The 17,097-nt window shown below is 65.4% G+C and carries 17 protein-coding genes; 10 read left to right on the plus strand and 7 right to left on the minus strand.

The annotated features are described in order from the left end of the window. Window positions 1-374 precede the first annotated feature (374 nt). A complete protein-coding gene (locus tag OIT41_RS08090; protein WP_241708316.1) occupies window positions 375-1,457 on the minus strand; it encodes an NAD(P)H-dependent flavin oxidoreductase in 1,083 nt (360 codons plus the stop codon). Window positions 1,458-1,465: 8 nt separating this feature from the next. Then, on the minus strand, window positions 1,466-1,984 hold the full coding sequence (locus OIT41_RS08095; protein WP_241708315.1) for a DinB family protein: 519 nt from the start codon (window positions 1,982-1,984) through the stop codon (window positions 1,466-1,468). 125 nt (window positions 1,985-2,109) lie between these two features. On the opposite strand from OIT41_RS08095, the gene OIT41_RS08100 reads away from it, so the two are divergent. Then, complete coding sequence (locus OIT41_RS08100) at window positions 2,110-2,490, plus strand: VOC family protein (RefSeq protein ID WP_241708314.1); 381 nt, start codon at window positions 2,110-2,112, stop codon at window positions 2,488-2,490. A gap of 56 nt (window positions 2,491-2,546) precedes the next feature. On the opposite strand, the gene OIT41_RS08105 is transcribed toward OIT41_RS08100, so the two are convergent. Then, window positions 2,547-5,084 (minus strand): DNA topoisomerase (ATP-hydrolyzing) subunit A, encoded by a 2,538-nt coding sequence (locus OIT41_RS08105; RefSeq protein WP_264637743.1) that lies wholly within the window; start codon window positions 5,082-5,084, stop codon window positions 2,547-2,549. 54 nt (window positions 5,085-5,138) lie between these two features. Here OIT41_RS08105 and OIT41_RS08110 point away from each other — a divergent pair, with 54 nt between their 5' ends. The 4 genes from OIT41_RS08110 to OIT41_RS08125 all read left to right on the plus strand — a co-directional run bounded on the left by OIT41_RS08110 (window position 5,139) and on the right by OIT41_RS08125 (window position 10,565). Next, window positions 5,139-7,832 carry a GNAT family N-acetyltransferase gene (locus OIT41_RS08110; protein WP_241708312.1) on the plus strand — a complete coding sequence of 898 codons (2,694 nt, stop codon included), beginning with the start codon at window positions 5,139-5,141 and terminating at the stop codon, window positions 7,830-7,832. Window positions 7,833-7,898: 66 nt separating this feature from the next. Further along, complete coding sequence (locus OIT41_RS08115; RefSeq protein WP_078105511.1) at window positions 7,899-8,627, plus strand: DUF5998 family protein; 729 nt, start codon at window positions 7,899-7,901, stop codon at window positions 8,625-8,627. Next, window positions 8,627-9,856 carry an alkaline phosphatase family protein gene (locus OIT41_RS08120; protein WP_241708311.1) on the plus strand — a complete coding sequence of 410 codons (1,230 nt, stop codon included), beginning with the start codon at window positions 8,627-8,629 and terminating at the stop codon, window positions 9,854-9,856. The genes OIT41_RS08115 and OIT41_RS08120 overlap by 1 nt, the downstream gene beginning before the upstream one ends. Continuing rightward, window positions 9,849-10,565, plus strand: coding sequence for a thymidine kinase (locus OIT41_RS08125; protein WP_241708310.1), 717 nt, complete (start codon window positions 9,849-9,851; stop codon window positions 10,563-10,565). Before OIT41_RS08120 ends, OIT41_RS08125 begins: the two co-directional genes overlap by 8 nt. A 23-nt stretch (window positions 10,566-10,588) precedes the next feature. Here OIT41_RS08125 and sepH read toward each other — a convergent pair whose 3' ends face one another. Next, window positions 10,589-11,971, minus strand: a complete 1,383-nt coding sequence (gene sepH, locus OIT41_RS08130) for a septation protein SepH (RefSeq protein WP_241708309.1) — start codon at window positions 11,969-11,971, stop codon at window positions 10,589-10,591. A 285-nt stretch (window positions 11,972-12,256) separates the two neighbouring features. On the opposite strand from sepH, the gene OIT41_RS08135 reads away from it, so the two are divergent. Then, window positions 12,257-12,556 (plus strand): DUF4193 domain-containing protein, encoded by a 300-nt coding sequence (locus OIT41_RS08135; RefSeq protein ID WP_078105507.1) that lies wholly within the window; start codon window positions 12,257-12,259, stop codon window positions 12,554-12,556. Here OIT41_RS08135 and OIT41_RS08140 read toward each other — a convergent pair. Further along, on the minus strand, window positions 12,553-13,053 hold the full coding sequence (locus OIT41_RS08140) for a DUF3093 domain-containing protein (protein ID WP_241708308.1): 501 nt from the start codon (window positions 13,051-13,053) through the stop codon (window positions 12,553-12,555). The genes OIT41_RS08135 and OIT41_RS08140 overlap by 4 nt on opposite strands. A gap of 108 nt (window positions 13,054-13,161) precedes the next feature. Between OIT41_RS08140 and dut the strand changes: the two genes are divergently transcribed. From dut to OIT41_RS08160, 4 genes are all read left to right on the plus strand, one after another. After that, window positions 13,162-13,674 (plus strand): dUTP diphosphatase, encoded by a 513-nt coding sequence (gene dut / locus OIT41_RS08145; protein WP_241708307.1) that lies wholly within the window; start codon window positions 13,162-13,164, stop codon window positions 13,672-13,674. A 109-nt stretch (window positions 13,675-13,783) separates the two neighbouring features. Continuing rightward, window positions 13,784-14,539 carry a DUF3710 domain-containing protein gene (locus tag OIT41_RS08150; protein ID WP_241708306.1) on the plus strand — a complete coding sequence of 252 codons (756 nt, stop codon included), beginning with the start codon at window positions 13,784-13,786 and terminating at the stop codon, window positions 14,537-14,539. After that, window positions 14,532-14,885, plus strand: a complete 354-nt coding sequence (locus tag OIT41_RS08155; RefSeq protein ID WP_241708305.1) for a hypothetical protein — start codon at window positions 14,532-14,534, stop codon at window positions 14,883-14,885. Before OIT41_RS08150 ends, OIT41_RS08155 begins: the two co-directional genes overlap by 8 nt. Further along, window positions 14,882-15,688, plus strand: a complete 807-nt coding sequence (locus OIT41_RS08160; protein WP_241708304.1) for a DUF3159 domain-containing protein — start codon at window positions 14,882-14,884, stop codon at window positions 15,686-15,688. Before OIT41_RS08155 ends, OIT41_RS08160 begins: the two co-directional genes overlap by 4 nt. On the opposite strand, the gene OIT41_RS08165 is transcribed toward OIT41_RS08160, so the two are convergent. Beyond that, complete coding sequence (locus OIT41_RS08165) at window positions 15,658-16,389, minus strand: potassium channel family protein (protein ID WP_078105502.1); 732 nt, start codon at window positions 16,387-16,389, stop codon at window positions 15,658-15,660. The genes OIT41_RS08160 and OIT41_RS08165 overlap by 31 nt on opposite strands. Further along, window positions 16,386-17,060 carry a potassium channel family protein gene (locus tag OIT41_RS08170; protein WP_241708303.1) on the minus strand — a complete coding sequence of 225 codons (675 nt, stop codon included), beginning with the start codon at window positions 17,058-17,060 and terminating at the stop codon, window positions 16,386-16,388. The genes OIT41_RS08165 and OIT41_RS08170 overlap by 4 nt, the downstream gene beginning before the upstream one ends. Window positions 17,061-17,097 lie beyond the last annotated feature (37 nt).

Raw genomic sequence — 17,097 nt, forward strand, 5'->3', positions numbered from 1 at the left:
CATAACGGGAATATGTCCATCCGCTAGCGCTGGCGAGGGGCATGTCCAGGAGCCCGGGCGGTCCGCCGCCTGGACCTGGTCCCTGGGGGACATGCCCGTTCCTCGTGCCCGCGACCGGACATAACGGGAATATGTCCATCCGCTGGCCCGGGCGCAGAGCATGTCCGTGAGCCCGGGCGGTCCGCCGCCTGGACCTGGTCCCTGGGGGACATGCGCGTTCCTCGTGTCCGCGACCGGACATAACGGGAATATGTCCATCCGCTAGCGCTGGCGAGGGGCATGTCCAGGAGCCCGGCATAAGCGGCGAATCGAGTTCAAGTATGACCGCGGCTTCTCGCCGCTCGCGACGTCAACGGGAAGTTAGCAGACGGAAACTAGCCGAGGAGGCGTCCGAAGGTGGCGTCCACGGACTCGACGATGTTCGCCACCAACTTCCGTGCGTCGTCCTCCCTGATGAGCGGCGTCGATTGTCCCGCCCACAGCGACATCAGGTCAGGGACTCCCTGAGCCGCGGCAGCGGGCCGGAATTTGCCGGTCAGCCAGTTTTGGATCGGGAACGGGGCATGGGCGGAAGGATCGGCGAGCTCCGCGGTGATCCGGTTGGGGATGCCGCGTGCCAAGCGGCCGCTGAGTGCGCGGGTCAGGACAGTATGGGCGGCGTCGGGTCCGCGCATCGCGGCCAGGTGCGCGGGACTGATGGCTGATTGCCGCGTGGCCAGGAAGGCCGAACCGATCTGGACCGCGTCCGCGCCAAGGGCCAAGGCGGCAGCGACTCCGCGGCCATCGGAGATACCACCTGCGGCGATGACCGGAACCGAGACGGCGTCCACCACCTGGGGCACGAGGGCCATGGCCCCGACGAGGGAGTCCTCCGGGGCGTGGAGGAAGGAAACCCGGTGCCCGCCGGCCTCCATGCCCGTGGCGACGATCGCGTCAACGCCGCCGGTATCCAACGCCACCGCTTCGTCGACGGTGGTGGCAGTACCGGCCACCACGATGCCGTTCCGGTGGGCCTCCTCGATGACAGCCGCGGACGGAACGCCGAAGACGAAGCTCAGCACGGCGGGCCGGGCATCGATGGCCGCCTGGATCTGCTCCCGCAGATCGGCCTGGTAGGCATCCGGTTGCGCGGGTGGTTCCACGCCAACCAGCTCGAAATACGGTCGGAGGATGTCCACGTAGGCGGCGAACTGCCGGGCGTCCGCGGTTGGTGGCTCTTCACCCTCGACGGGGAGCCAAAGGTTCAGCGCGAACGGTTTCCCGGTGGCCTCCCGGAGTTCGCGGGCCGTGGCGACAATCCGTTCCGCGTCGTAGCCGTAGAGGCCGTACGAACCCAGCCCGCCAGCCTCGCTGACCGTGGCCGCGAGCTCCACCGAGGACAGGCCACCGAACGGACCGAGGACGATGGGCAACCCAATGTTGAAGAGGCGGGTTGCCCGCGTGTCTTTCCACGACATCGCAGCGCCTAGCCGTCCACGTCGTGGAGGTGATGGACGACGTCGTGCAGGAAGTACTGGGCGAATGTCAGCACGGTGAAGGTGGAGCCGTTGCTGCGGACCCCGGTGCGGGGCCACTCATCCTCGTGGACAGCGGCGAAGGAGTTGGCAATTTGGGTGCCCTCGGTGGCCAGCTGCGCAGCCACTTCCGCCGGGTCCGCGTTGGCGTAGTCGCCGTCGATCGCGGCCTTGTCCTGGTCCCAATTGGCGAAGTGGGCGTCGTCCTCCCGCAGCATCAGGTTCAGTCGCTGGTCGAACAGGCTGAAGACGTCCCGCACGTGGCAGGCATACTCCAATGGCGACCATGTGTGCTCGTCCGGGCGGGTGGACGCGTCTTCCCGGCGCAGAACGGCCCGCCACCGCGGCAGCATGTTGAGGACTGTCCCCGGGACGGTGGACGGGGTGACGGTGGCGGCGTCGAAGCCGCATTCGGGACACGGCGTGGACAGGACCCAGGTCCAGTCCTTGTCATCAGGAATGATCGGCATGGCAGTAGTCTAGGGCCCGGATTCCTGATCCGGTCACACTGCCCGGAGGGAAGTACGTCCCCGGTCTGATCAGCCCGATCAAGAGTAAAGTTAGGTGCTGGGGAAGCCTGGAAAGTGAAATTGCCATGCTTAAGGATCTAAACGTCGCCGGTGTGCTCCCTGCCAGCGATATCGCCCGCGCCCGCGACTTCTACCGTGACAAGCTCGGTCTTGAACCGGATAATCCGGAGGCCAAAGACAACCTGATGTACAAGTGCGCCAACGGCACAGCCTTCCTGCTCTACGAGACGCCCAACGCCGGGACCGCCAAGAACACCCAACTGGGATTCCAGAGCACGGACCTGGACCAGGACATGGCCGATCTCAGGACGCGCGGAGTCGTTTTCGAAGAATACGATTTCCCTGGCCTGAAGACCGAAAACGGCGTAGCCACTTTGCCGGACGGCGAAAGGGGAGCCTGGTTCCTCGACTCGGAAGGAAACATCATCAGTATCGCGACGATGTAGGCCAGCGGAGCCAGGACGTGGCCAGCCGGGACGTAGCAGTCAACGGCGGCTTCCGGTCAATTCTCCCCGGCGTTTCCTTCTTCCCACGCCATGCTCGCACCGATGGCATCCACGGGCTGGGAGAGGGGAACACCGGAGCCGTCGCGGCGGCCGTGCTCTTGCGGGAGGGACCGGGCAACGCCGGCGCTTGATGACGCCTTCGCCGGACCGTGACCCGCCCATCCGAGCAGCAGAGTGTCTTCACCCTTGAGGAAGCGGTGGGCCCGCACGCCTCCCGTGGCCCGGCCCTTTGCCGGGTACTCCTCGAACGGGGTGATCTTCGCCGTACCCGGAGCGGTTCCCGGCAGCGCACCGTTGCTGCCGGCAATCGTTACGACGACGGCGGCAGGGTCGGTGGCGCGCACCGTCCCGAAGTGGATGACGTCGTCGCCGTCGCCAAGCTTGATTCCCGCCATGCCGCCCGCGGTGCGGCCCTGCGGCCGGACCGCGGAGGCGCTGAACCGCAGGAGCTGCGCAAGCCGGGTCACGAAGACGAGGTCGACGTCGTCGTCCTGGGCAGGCTCCACGCCCACCACAGCGTCCTTGTCCTTGAGGGCAATGATTTCCCAGTCTTCGCGGTTCAACGGGTAGTCGGGCTGGACGCGCTTCACCACGCCCTGGACCGTTCCGATGGCCAATACGGCATCCAGCGGCACGAACGCCACAAGCGATTCGCCCTTGAGCAGGGTGATGAAGTCCTTAGCTGCGACGCCCCCGGCAAGATTGGGCAGGCCGGACATGGGCGGGAGTGCCGGCATGTCCATGACCTGTACCCGGAGCATCCGGCCCTGCGAGGTGACCGCGCCGATCTCGCCGCGCGCGGTTGTCTTGACCACCGAGCGGTAGACATCGTGCTTGCTCCGCGGGCCGGATTCGGCCAGCGGCTCCTGGTTGGAGGTGCGCGCGATCTGGCCGGAGGCGCTGAGGATTGCCCAGCAAGGGTCGTCGGGGATTTCGAGCGGGAGCGCGGCGGCCTTGCCCTTGCCGGCCGGGACGGCTGCTGCTAGCGCCGCTGCGACGGTGGGAGATACGGCCTCTGATTCGAGGAGGACCGTGCGCCGCGGGGTGCCGTATTTCTCGGCCACTTCGGCCAATTCTCCGGACACCAGCTCGCGAAGGAGCACGTCGGACGCCAGGATCGCCTCGAGCTCGGCGATCTCCCGGCGCAGTTCTTCCTGTTCTTTCTCGAGTTCGATCCGCGAGTACTTGGTCAGTTGGCGCAGGCGGAGTTCCAGGATGTAGTTGGCCTGGATCTCTGACAGGTCGTAGATCGACATCAGCCGTTCGCGGGCCGCCGATGCCTCGTCGGAGGAACGGATGATCTGGATGACCTCGTCGATGTCGACGATCGCGATCAACAAGCCCTCCACCAAGTGGAGGCGGTCCTTTTTCTTGCCCAGGCGGAAAGCAGTGCGGCGACGCACCACGGACAGGCGGTGGCCGACATAGACCTGCAGGAGCTGGAGCAGGCCCAAAGTCTGAGGCTGCCCGTCCACCAAAGTCACGTTGTTGATGCCAAAGGAGTCTTCCATCGGGGTGAACCGGTAGAGCTGCTGCAGCACGGCGTTGGGGTTGAAGCCGTTCTTGATCTCGATCACGAGCCGCAGCCCGTGCTTGCGGTCGGTGAGGTCCATGACATCGCTGATGCCGGTCAGCTTTTTGGCGTTGACGGCATCCTTGATCTTCTCGATGACCTTCTCGGGACCCACCATGTAGGGGAGCTCGGTCACCACCAGGCCGGTGCGGCGCGCGGTCAGCTGCTCGATCTCCACCTTGGCGCGGGTCTTGAACGAACCACGTCCGGTGGCATAGGCATCGCGGATTCCGTCGAGTCCCACGATCCGGCCGCCGGTGGGCAGGTCCGGGCCGGGCACGAACCGCATGACGTCTTCCAGCGTCGCGTCCGGAGTGGCAATGAGGTGCCGGGCAGCCGCGATGACTTCCACGAGGTTGTGGGAAGCCATGTTGGTGGCCATGCCGACGGCGATGCCAGTAGTGCCGTTGACCAGCAAATTGGGGAAGGCCGCGGGCAGGACATCCGGCTGGGTGAGCTGGTTGTCGTAGTTGGGGACGAAGTCCACCACGTCTTCGTCGAGGTGCTCGGTCATCGTCATCGCTGCCGCGGCGAGCCGTGCTTCCGTGTAACGCGGTGCTGCCGGGCCGTCGTCGAGCGAACCGAAGTTGCCGTGGCCGTCGATCAGGGGCAATCGCAGCGAGAAGTCCTGTGCCATGCGCACCATGGCGTCATAGATGGCTGCATCACCGTGGGGGTGCAGCTTTCCCATGACTTCGCCCACCACGCGGGCGCTCTTCACATGCCCGCGGTCCGGGCGCAGGCCCATGTCGCTCATCATGTACAGGATGCGTCGCTGAACGGGCTTGAGGCCGTCGCGCGCATCGGGGAGCGCGCGGGAATAGATCACCGAATACGCGTACTCCAGGAAGGAGCCTTCCATTTCGGAAGTGACGTCGATATCGATGATGTTCTCGGTGAAGTCCCCGTCGAGGGCGGCCGAGGCCGCGTTCGCGCGGGAGGGACTTTGGCTGCGTGCCATGGAGTCGGTGGATCCTTAAACGTGTACTGCGGAAGACTTAGCTAGGCTAAGCCTATGGTGGATCAGCCCGGCGCCGGCGTATATCCGGAATATTGGGAGGCCGATGTCGTGCTTCGCGACGGCGGAACGGCCCACTTGAGACCAATTTCACCTGGGGATGCCGACGCGCTCCAGGCTTTCCACGCGGCGCAGTCCGAGACCTCCATCTATATGCGGTTCTTCTCGTTCAAACCGAGACTCTCCACCAAGGAACTGCACCGCTTCACCGAAGTGGACCATAAAGACCGGGTGGCGTTCGTCATCACCATCGGTGGAGAGATCGTCGGCGTCGGCCGCTACGACCGGCTGGATGACCCGACCGAGGCCGAAGTCGCCTTCAATATTTCCGATGTCCAGCAGGGCCGGGGCATCGGCTCCATCCTGCTCGAACACTTGGCTGCGGCCGCCCGGGAGAACGGCATCCGCCGCTTCATGGCCGAGGTCCTGCCGGAGAACCGCAAAATGCTCCGCGTGTTCGCGGACGCCGGGTACGAGCTGGTGCGCAAATTCGACGACGGCGTGGTGAGCGTTGATTTCAACATCGACCCCACCGAAAAATCCCTGGCCGTCATGGAATCCCGGGAACACCGCGCCGAGGCCCGCAGCGTGCGCGACTTGCTGGCGCCGTCGTCGATCGCCGTGGTGGGTGCCAGCCGCAAGTGGGGGACGATCGGCCACCAGTTGCTTGAGCACATCGTGGAAGGCGGCTTCAAAGGCGCGGTCTACGCCGTCAACCCGGAGGCGTTCGAACTTGCCGGCATGAAGTCCTTCGCCCGGATCGCCGAGGTCCCCGGGCCGGTGCAGCTCGCAGTCATCGCAGTACCGTACGAAGAAGTTCCGAAAGTAGTGGACGAGTGCGGTGCAGCCGGGGTCAAAGGCCTTGTGGTCGCCACAGCCGGGTACGCGGACGACGGCGAACGGGGGCTGCGGAAGCAGCGGGAACTCGTGCGCCGGGCCAGGTCCTCTGGGATGCGCGTGATCGGCCCTGAATCGTTGGGGATCGTGAACACCAACCCGGAGGTTTCGCTGAACGCGTCCATGGCTCCGAAACTGCCCGGGCGCGGGGGACTGGGGCTGTTCACGCAGTCAGCGGCCATCGGCGTTTCCGTCTACGCCGCCGCAAGTCGCCGCGGCCTGGGTCTTTCCTCGTTCCTCTCCACCGGCAACCGCGCCGATGTCTCCGGCAACGATGTCATGCAGTTCTGGGAAGACGATCCCGATACCTCCGCCGTCGGACTCTACCTGGAGTCGATCGGCAATCCCCGCAAGTTCTCCCGGCTGGCCCGGCGCTTGTCGCGCAGCAAGCCTGTCATCGTGGCCAAATCGGACGTCACCGGTCTTCGCCTTCCCCCGGGGCACGTGGTCAGGACGACGCTCGCCCCCGTGGCAGCCCTGGACGCGATGATGCGGCAAGCCGGGGTCATTGCCGTCGAAACCATCGAACAGCTCATGGACGTGGCGCAGATCGTTTCCAGCCAGCCCTTGCCCAAGGGCCCGGCGCTCGCCGTCTACAGCAATTCAGCGGCCTTCGGGAAGGTCGTGGCGGACAACGCGGCGCCGCAGGGACTCGTCGTCGACCGGATCGTCACCGACGTGGACCTGGACGCGGGGATGTCCGCAGCGCGGGAAGGGCTGCGGCGCAGCCTCCGGAAGACACTTGCGGACGATGCCGTGCATGCCGTGGTGGCGGCGATGGTCCCGTCCCGCAGCCTCACGATGGACGCGATCGCGGGAGTGCTCTCCGAATGTGCGGCAGAGGCCGGCAAACCCGTCGTGGCAGCATTCACCGGGATCCTCGACACGTCCGTGCAATTGGACCGAGTGATCGCTCCCGGCGGAGAGTCCGGCCCGGCACTGCCTTGCTATTCCAGTGCGGGCAGCGCAGTGGCGGCCCTGGCGGCCGTGGTCCGGTACGCAAAATGGCTGGACCGGGACCAAGGCATCTTCGTGGAGCCCACGGGTTGCGACCGCGAGGGTACCCGCGAACACATCGCACGGCTCTTGTCCTCCGTCCCGGGGGAGCAATTGATCCGGCTCGACGACGGCGAAGCGGCCGCGCTGCTGTCCCGCTACGGCATCAACGTGGTGCCGTCGGCCGTGTTCGAGAGCGACGACGAAGCGGTAGCCGCCGCCGAACGGCTTGGCTGGCCCGTGGTGCTCAAGACCACGGATCCCGCCCTTCGACACCGCCTGGACCTGGGAGGTGTGCGTCTGGACATCGAGGATGCGGACTCGCTTCGGCGCAATATCGCGCAGATGCGCCGTGCACTCGAACCCTACGGTTCATCGGCCATAGAGGTGCAGGCCATGGTTCCCGTGGGACAGGCGTGCACGTTCCGGGCCATCGAGGATCCGCTCCTCGGGCCCGTGGTCTCTTTCGGTCTGGCGGGTGACGCCGTGAACCTCCTGGACGATTGGGCGCACCGGGTGCCGCCCTTGTCTACTACTGATTTGCACGACTTCATCAGGGCGCCCCGGGCTTCCCTGAAACTGTTCGGATACCAAGGGCTGCCGGCAGTGGACGTGGCCGCCCTCGAAGACCTGGGAGCACGGCTGGTCCGGCTCAAGGATGAACACCCCGAAATCGCGCTCGTGGAGTTCAATCCCGTCCTGGCCGGGACGCAGGGCGCGAAAATCCTTGCCGCCGAGGTGTGGATCGGGAACGCCGCACAGCGCACAGACAGTGCCCGCCGTGCGATGCTCAGCTGACCTGGCAGTTGACCGCCGGAGGCCGGACAGTTATGAAGTCCCCAGCCGATCTGTGAAAATGGGGGAATGAGCTCGAAGTCCCCGACGCCTCCGTCCGGTCCGGCTACCACCGGGCACCATGCAGCACACAACCACAGCTCGCAGGGGCAGAGCCTGGACCAGGCACTTCAACGGGCAGGTTTCTACCCTGTCCTTGTTGCCGATGTTGTAGCCGATGCCTTGGACGGGCGTGACTGCCTCGCGCACCTGGTGCATTTGGAAACGCATTTCGACCGGGCCGAGGTCCGGCGGCACATCACGGTCCTGGTCCTCACCGAAGACATGCTGGTGATCACCCACGTCGACGACCAGCAGCTCGACGAAGCCGGAGAGCAGATCGTCGCCCAGATTTCCACGGAGTCCGTGCCCGTGGCACAAATCCGCTCTGTGGTCCTCAGCTACATGTATGCGCAGCCACAGAACTACACTCCGAGCGACCCCGTCAGGGAGCTCACCCTGTCCATTGCCTGGTCAGGTGGCCAACGCCTGGACGTGGGCCCCGCCAGCTGCGGCGATCCCCAGTGCGAAGCCGACCATGGGTACACGGGCACCATCTCCCAGGAGGACATCGTGCTGCGGATCAGCTCCGAGGCCGACGGACCCAGGGCTGTCCAGGACGCGAAGGTCTTTGCCCGGGCCCTGCGGGCTGTGAACACAGGCGCTCCCGGGCCCTCGGTCCACCCCGGCATGATGTCCGCTCCGCGGCTCCGCTCGGGCGTCTTCGGCAACAGGCTCAGCCGCGGGCACCAGCGCTGATGGCGACGTCGGAACCCATCGCCCAGGACACCGTCTCCGTTTCCAGCGCCGTCACCGAGCTTCCCGCTGCGCCGCTGTACGGCATCAAATCGATCGCCGAGGTCTTCACCAGCGCCGCAGCGAGCATGGGCCTGCCCGGCTTCGAAAACAAGCTGCAATTGCCTTCGTCGCAACGCGTGTGCGTGGTCCTCGCAGACGGACTGGGGCGCAACCTCCTGAAGCAGAAGGCCGCCCACACTCCGTTCCTGAGGTCAATAGCGAACGCGGGACAGGGAGCCGTCCCTGCGTGGCTTGACGCGGCTTTTCCTTCCACCACGGCATCGTCCTTGGCAAGCCTTGGAACCGGCCGTACGCCGGGCGAACACGGCATGGTGGGCTATGACGTCCTGGATCCCGACCAGGACAAGGTAGTCAACCTGCTCGGCAACTGGGACGCCGGTGTCGACCCCCTGCGCTGGCAGCCGTTCCCCACAATTTTCGAACGCGTGGCGGCCGACGCCGACGTCGTCACCGTGAGCCTGCCGCAATTCGGCGCGTCACCGATGACCCGCGCGGCGCTCCGGGGAAGCAGGTTCGTGGGCGGCAGCTCGCCCCATGCCCGGACGGCAGCGGCGGGGGAGGAAATGGCGGCTGGAACCCGTTCGCTCATGTACTTTTACGTCAACGAACTGGACAAAGCCGGGCACCGCTACGGCTGCCACTCCGCTCGCTGGGAGCACCAGCTCGAGGAATTGGATGCAACGGTCAAGAGGCTCTCTGCCGCATTGCCCGCGGGGACTACCATCCTGCTCACCGGCGATCACGGGATGGTGGACGTCCCGGAGTCGCAGCGCATCGACTACTCGGCCGATCCAGCCCTGATTGCCGGGGTCCGGCACACCGCAGGCGAGCCACGCATGGTTCACCTGTACTTCGAACCCGACGCCGGGGAGCTCCAGCGGGAAGCCGTGTTGGATGCCTGGCGCGCCCGCTTCGGCGATCGGATCTGGGCCTTCACCCGTGGGCAGGCCCTTGAAGCAGGACTCTTCGGGGTCCTTCGGCCGGAAGTTTCCCGCCGGATCGGGGATGTCATGATCGCCGCCAAGGATGCCTTGGCGCTCTACGACGTCCGCCGCGTCCGTCCAACCGCCTTGGAAGTGGTGGGGCAGCACGGTTCGCTGACCAAGGCGGAACGCGAAGTTCCGCTGCTATGCTTCCAAGCCGGAGGTCCCAAGGGCCGCCGTGGCTGAGCTCATTTTCTTCTCCGGAACCATGGACTGCGGCAAGTCCACCCTTGCCTTGCAGATGGACTACAACCACCGTGCCCGCGGCCGGGGCGGGGTCCGCTTCAGCTGCAACGACCGTGCCGGCGGTTCCGTCATCTCCAGCCGGCTCGGACTCCGGACCGACGCGGTGGAAGTCATCGATACGACGGATTTCTGGGACGAGGTTGTCCGACGCCGGACCACAGGCCTCACGGTGGACTACCTCATCTGCGACGAAGCCCAGTTCTACTCACCGGAGCAAGTGGAACAACTCGCGCGCGTCGTCGATGAGATGGGGGTAGACGTGTTCGCTTTCGGAATCACGTCCGACTTCCGCACCCGTCTTTTCCCCGGATCCCAGCGTTTCGTGGAGCTCGCCGACAGGGTCCAGGTACTGCAGGTCGAGGCGCTTTGCTGGTGCGGCCGCCGGGCAACCCACAACGCGCGGACCGTGGACGGCATCATGGTGGTCGAAGGCGAGCAGGTCGTGGTGGGCGACGTTGCCATGGAGGCCGGCCGGGCCGAGGCTGCCCCGGCGCAAGCCGAAGCGTCACACCCGGTGGTCGGATACGAGACCCTATGCCGCAGGCACTACATGCGCCGGGTCACGGCACACGGGGCCAACCTCATGGCGAGCCGCGATCAGTTGCTGCCGTTCGACGTCGACGCTTGCCTTTGGCGCGGCGCCAGCTGAAGCTGCCGCGAAGTGAAAGCTTCCTAGTCTCCGCGGGTTCCGAAGAGGATGTCATCCCAGCTCGGAATGCTGGAGCGCTTGGGCCGTGACGGTTGGCGCTCGGCCACTGCGGCATCTGAAGGCTCTTCATCCTTCTGGCCGGAGGGGGTGGGCTTCGGCTCTTCGCGTTCCCGTCGGGGAGCTCCGCCGAGCAGTTCGTCCAGACCCGCCCGCGGTGCGGGCGCTTCCTGGGTTTGGGATTCGTCGCGGCCGGTCCGGGCATCATTGCCGGCCCGGTCGTCGTCGTCGTTCCTGCCGCGCAGCAGGGTCACAGGGCGCAGCGGACCCGGAACCACCGTGATTTCCCTGGTATTCGTGCTGACCCCATCGTGAAGATGGAGGGAGTCGTTTTCGTCGTCATCATGCTTCGGGGCCAGGCTCAGCCGGGACAGCATGGATGCGCGAGCGTCACGGCGGCTGGGAGCGGGTTCGGCTTTTGCCTGCTCGTCCGTGTCGTCTGACTCCGTGTCAGTTGATTCGCTGTCAGCGGATCCGTCTTCGACGTCGCCGGGCCGCGGATGCGCAGCGGGAACGCCACTGCTGAGCAGCAGCGCCAACGCGTCGTCGCTGTCTTCGTCCAGTCCCAGCCGCTGTCCGCGACGGGAGCGCAGCATGTCCAGGAGCCCGTCGGCTTCCTTGGTGGCAGCCGCGGCGGCCACACGGGCGGCGGTTCCGGCGTCGGCCTCAAAGTCGAAAGGCCGGTCCGAAACGGCCGCGAGCCGTCGAGCCGGTACTGGTCCATCGAGGGGTTCCAGTTCGCTGAGCTGCTGGGCCCAGCGGTTGGCGTTCTGGATGGATTTGCGGGCGGGATGGAACGTCCACATCGCGGGCGGCTCTTCGCCGATGCTCTCCAGGCTGCCCGGCTTGGTCTCGAAGCGCGCGACGACGGTCCACGTGCCGTCGGTCCGGCGCCAGGAGTCCCATTCCACCGCCGAAGAGTCGATCCCGTGGGCAGTGAGCCGGTGGGCAACCATTTCGCCGAGGCTTGCAGGTTCGTCGCCGAACGCCGCGCGGTAGGTTTCCTGGCCGGGGGCAGGGGCGGCGACTTCGACTTTGCGGGCTTGTTGGGCGATGTATTCGCGCTCGGCAAGGACAGGACCTTCGTACCGCTGCACATTGGCGAGCGGGAGCCCTGACAGCTCCGCCACCTCCGCGGCCGTAGCACCGCTGCGGATGCGTGACTGAATATCACGCGGGGACATGGCGACGGGCGTGATGGAGGCACGTGCGGCCACCTGGGCAGGTGTCCGGCTCGCTGCAACCCGCAACGCCTCATCAATCGGAAGCTGGAACATCTCGCCGCCGGTACCGCTCAACAGAAGATGTCCGCCGTCGTCGTGGACGCCAACCAGCCGTAGATCCCGCATAAAATCCTCCACCATGGCCTATCTGACATTCGAAACTCTGCCACCCGGTAAGGCCTTTTCCTACTAGGACAAAGGGCGCGCCGCGATATTCCGCGATTTTCCGGCATTCTCCCGTTCAGGCGGCCGCCAGGAGGGTATGGACATCCTGGTCTGCCGGGAGGACAATCTGCCCGGTATCGGGCACAAAAATGCAGCCTGCCGCGTTACATCCTTAGACCGGAGCAGGTTCCGGCCGACCGGACCGCAAGCCCTGCGTGAAGCACAAGGGAGAACGAAGAAGGGACCATGGCAACGGACTACGACGCCCCTCGGAAGACGGAAGAAGACACCGAGGACTCGATCGAGGAACTCAAGTCGCACCGCACGGAGAAGCAGTCGTCATCGGCTGTTGACATCGATGAGACTGATCTGGCTGATGCCTACGAGCTCCCCGGGGCGGACTTGTCCGGCGAAGAGCTGCTGGTCCGTGTGCTCCCGCCGCAGGCGGACGAATTTACGTGCTTCAACTGCTTCCTGGTCAAGCACCGCTCCCAGATTGCGCGGGAGAAGGACGGGCACCTGTACTGCAAGGAATGCGAAAGCTAGCTTCGGGAGCCCTGCTTCGACAATGCTGCCACCAGTTCGTCGGGGTGGCGGGTGGAGGTCAGCCAATACGGAGTGCGGTCCGCGGGGTCGGTGATTTCAATGCGCACCACGGGATCAATCCAGCCGCGGAGGCACAGGAACGCCAGTCCATGGAGCCGGACGCCCCGCTCCGCGGTGGCTTCGTCCTTGCGGAACGCGGTGACGGCGCCGACAAACTCGCGCTGGATGCTGGCCCGTCCCACTTGGACGGTGTCCCGGTCCACCACGATCGAGGGAGTGGACGTCACCAGCAAGACGGTGGTGATGGCGAAGAGAACCAGCGCGGCGATAATGCCCGCGGTGATGCTGATCGGCGCGAACATGAGGATGCCGGCGGCGGAGAAGCCCACCACGACAATCCAAATCCAGGGGGAGGGCCGGAGCTTTTCCGTATACAGGACGCCCGATTCGCTTGAGGAATGGTGCGGCACGGGTACGGAAGCAGTCGATTCAGGCATGCCACCAGCTTATCGGGACTGTGCCCCCGGGAAATAACGCGCCTTTGCCGCGCGCTGCCCTCCGACCGCAATCGTGGCAGTATCCCGCGGACGATAGAATGTGTGACTGTGAGCCACGAGACAGCAGTAGCCAACCCAGCAGACACCTCCGCCGAATACGGTGCGCCGACCCTTCAGGTCGAACTGAAAATGCTCGACGCCGATTTGGAAGCGCCGTCCTACGCGCACCCCGGTGACGCAGGCGCGGACTTGCGCGCCCGCGCGGACGTGTCGCTCGCTCCGGGAGAGCGGAAGCTCGTAGCAACAGGCGTCTCCATCGCACTTCCAAACGGCTATGTCGCCCTCATCCACCCCAGGTCAGGGCTGGCAACCAAGCACGGGCTCACCGTAGTGAATGCTCCCGGGACGGTTGATGCCGGCTACCGAGGTGAAATTTCCGTGACGCTTTTGAATACGGACAAAAACCAGGCAATCGAACTCAAGCGCGGCGATAGAATTGCTCAAATGGTGATCCAGCGCGTCGAGTATGCGCAGTTCGTTTCCGTGGAGGAGTTGTCCGACACCTCGCGCGGCACCGGCGGCTTTGGATCCACCGGAGGCTTCGCGCCGGCCGTGAGCTAGCAACAACCTCGACAATCGGCGCCGTTCGGAGCTGATTGCCATGCTGCCCGCGAGTTGACGGGCAGTCTGCGGTTTACTGGGGGTAGACCACTACTAAGGAGACAACCCGATGCTTTTTGGGCGCGGAAAGAAGTCCAAGGCTGAGCAGCCGAAAGACAACGGTACTGAGCAGGCCGATGCCGCGACGTCGCGGCAGGAGGCCGGCACGGAAGCCAGTGGGGCCGCCAAGGGCGACTTCCGTCTGTCCAAGGGGCCATTGGATGCCAGTGAAATTGATAGCCAGGATGGCTACGTGGATCTTGGCGCCCTGCTGATCGAACCTTCCGAGGGTCTTCAATTGCGCCTCGAGGTGGAGGAGGCAACCCAGCGGGTCGTCGCGGTCACCATGGACCTCGATGGATCGAGCCTCCAGCTCCAGGCGTTCGCCGCTCCCCGTTCCGAGGGGCTGTGGGACGAGATCCGCGAACAAATCGGCCAGTCGGTGGCCAGCCAGGGAGGCGAAGTCGAGGAAATTGCCGGTACGTTCGGCACTGAACTCGTCGCCAAACTTCCCACCGAGTCCGCCGACGGCGGACGCGGCTTCCGGGCGGCCCGTTTCATGGGCGTGGACGGGCCCCGCTGGTTCCTTCGTGGCGTCATCGGCGGGCACGCGGCCCTGGACAGGGACGCGGCCGAAGGACTCGAGAACCTCTTCCGCAAGGTTGTGGTCATTCGCGGAGACAACCCCATGCCGCCCCGCGAGCTGCTTCAGCTGAAGCTGCCCAAGGATGCCGTGGCCTCCGGGTCCGGGCAGCATGGTGTGACTGACGAAACGCCGGAGCTTCAGCGGCCAGAACGCGGCCCGGAGATCACCCAGATTGGCTGACAAAGCGGCCCGCGCCGCTGCCGCGCATGGCACCCCGGCGTCAGTGCCCCTCACTGAAATCCCCGCACGGGGCCGGGTCGACTGCACGGGTTTCATCGAGTCGGTGACCTACCAGCCCGCCAACGAGCAAAGTCACTTCTCGGCGATCCTGGTCGACCGGATTGCGCACAGGGGCGACACGGGCCCGTTGACCCGCTTGCGCGTCATCTGGCTCGGGCGCCGGAAGGTGCCCGGCATCGAACCCGGGACTGTCCTGCGGCTCGAAGGCATGGTCACTCCGCGGGACGGGATGCCCACGATGTTCAATCCGCGCTATGAAATCCTCTCCCGGCAGGAGCACCAATGACCGTCGCCAACGGACGCGATCCCCAGGAAAAGCCAGCACAGGAAAAGCCAGCGCACGAAAAGACCGGCCCGGCAGGGGAGTCCCGGCAGGGTGCCCAGGGGCCGAGCATTGCGGACATCGCCGCCGGCTACGCCGAAAAAGCCGGGCTGCAACGCAACAGCCACGGGCACGTGGACATCCTCAAATCGGCCGGGGGCGTGCAGGGAATCGCCGAGAGCATCGTGCCCGGCCTCGTCTTCCTGATCGCCTTCATGGTCACCCGAGACCTTCCTGCCTCCCTGATTGCCTCCCTCGCGGCGGCAGCAGTCTTCACCGTGGTCCGGCTGGTCCAACGGCGCCCGTTGACCCAGGCGCTTGCCGGGATCGCCGGCGTCGCGATCTCCGCCTGGCTCGCGAACACCACCGGCAAGGCAGAGGATTTCTACGTCCTGGGTTTCTACACGAATATCGCCTACATCGTGGGAATGGTGCTGTCGATCCTGGTCAAGTGGCCGATCGCCGGCCTGCTGTTCGGTTTCGTCCGCAACGAAGGCTTCGAATGGCGGAAGAACCCGGAACGCCTGCGGGCCTATTCCATCGGTACGTGGGTGGTCATTGCCGTGCTGGCGCTACGGCTTGTGGTCCAGGTGCCCCTGTATTTCATGGGTGATCCCGGCCTTGCCGCACTCGCCACGATGCGGCTGATCATGGGTGCCCCGCTGTACATCCTGGGCCTGTGGATTGCCTGGCTCCTGACCCGGCCGGTGCCGGGCCAGAAGCCGAACCGCGATGCTCAGCCGTCGAAACCGTCGTCGTCGGACTGATCCGAGAACTCTTCCTCGACGTCGGCTGAACCGTGGTCCGCGGCGGACGGGGAGAGCAAAGCCCTCAGGCCGTCCTCGGCCGCAATGGTCGTGACGAAGAACAGTTCGTCGCCGCCGTCGATCACGTCGTCGCGGCTGGGTGTGATGGGGGCATGATCCCGGAGGATCGCCACCAAGGTGGCGTCTTCGGGCCATTCGATGCCGCCCACGGTGCTGCCGATGATGTGCGAGTCGTGGGGAACCGTGAATTCCACGAGCGAGGACACTCCGGTCTGCAAGGTCAGCAAGCGGACGAGGTCGCCGATTTCCACGGCCTCTTCAACGAGCGCCGTCATGAGCTGCGGGGTGTTGACGGCGACGTCGACGCCCCAGGAATCGTTGAACATCCAGTCGTTCTTGGGGTTGTTGACCCGGCCCACCGTGCGGCCCACACCGAATTCGGTCTTGGCCAGCAAGGACACGACAAGGTTGACTTTGTCGTCGCCGGTCGCGGACACGACGACGTCGGCCCCTTCCAGCTTCGCTTCCTGCAGCGTGCTCAGTTCGCACGCGTCGCCCACCAACCAGCGGGCACCGCGGAGTCCGCTGCGTCCGATGACCTCCGGCTTGAGGTCGATCAGCATGATCTCGTGCTTGTGGGCGAGCAATTCGCGCGCGATCGACGAACCGACGCTGCCCGCGCCGACAATAACGACTTTCACTCAGACTCCTTGGCGGGTGCGCTGGAAAGGATGCGCGCTACCTCGGCGCTGCGGTCCAGATTCAACATGGCGTGCACGGTGTCACCCTCCTGGTACGCCGTTCCGGACTGGGGCAGGACCCCCTCGCCAAAGCGGGTAAGGAAGGCGATGCGGATTCCGGACGCTGCTTCGATGGCAGTCAATGGGTGCCCGATCCAGCCTTCGTTGAGGTCCACTTCGGACAAAACCAGCCGGCCCGATGGCTCGCGGTAGTCCCCGGCCAAATGTTGTTCGGGCAGGATCCGGCGCAGGACCTGGTCCGCGCTCCAGCGCACGGCGGCAACCGTGGGGATGCCGAGGCGCTGATAGATTTCGGCGCGGCCTGGATCGTAGATGCGCGCAACAACATGCGAAACATGGAATGTTTCGCGGGCTACGCGGGTGGCCAGGATGTTGGAATTGTCACCGCTGGAGACAGCGGCGAAAGCGTACGCCTCCTCGCAGCCCGCCTGCTTGAGGGTGTCCCGGTCGAAGCCGACCCCCGTGACTTTCCTGCCGGTGAATCCGCTGCGCAAACGGCGGAAGGCACGATCGTCCTGGTCGATGATTGCCACCGAATGGCCGGCGTCTTCCAAAGTGTGCGCCAACGTTGCGCCAACTCGTCCGCAACCCATGATCACAAAGTGAGCCACGGTTTCTCCTTCACTCTTATGCATGCCGCTCGGTAAG

It is taken from the genome of Arthrobacter sp. YA7-1, assembly GCF_025960325.1.
GTDB lineage: Bacteria > Actinomycetota > Actinomycetes > Actinomycetales > Micrococcaceae > Arthrobacter > Arthrobacter bambusae_A.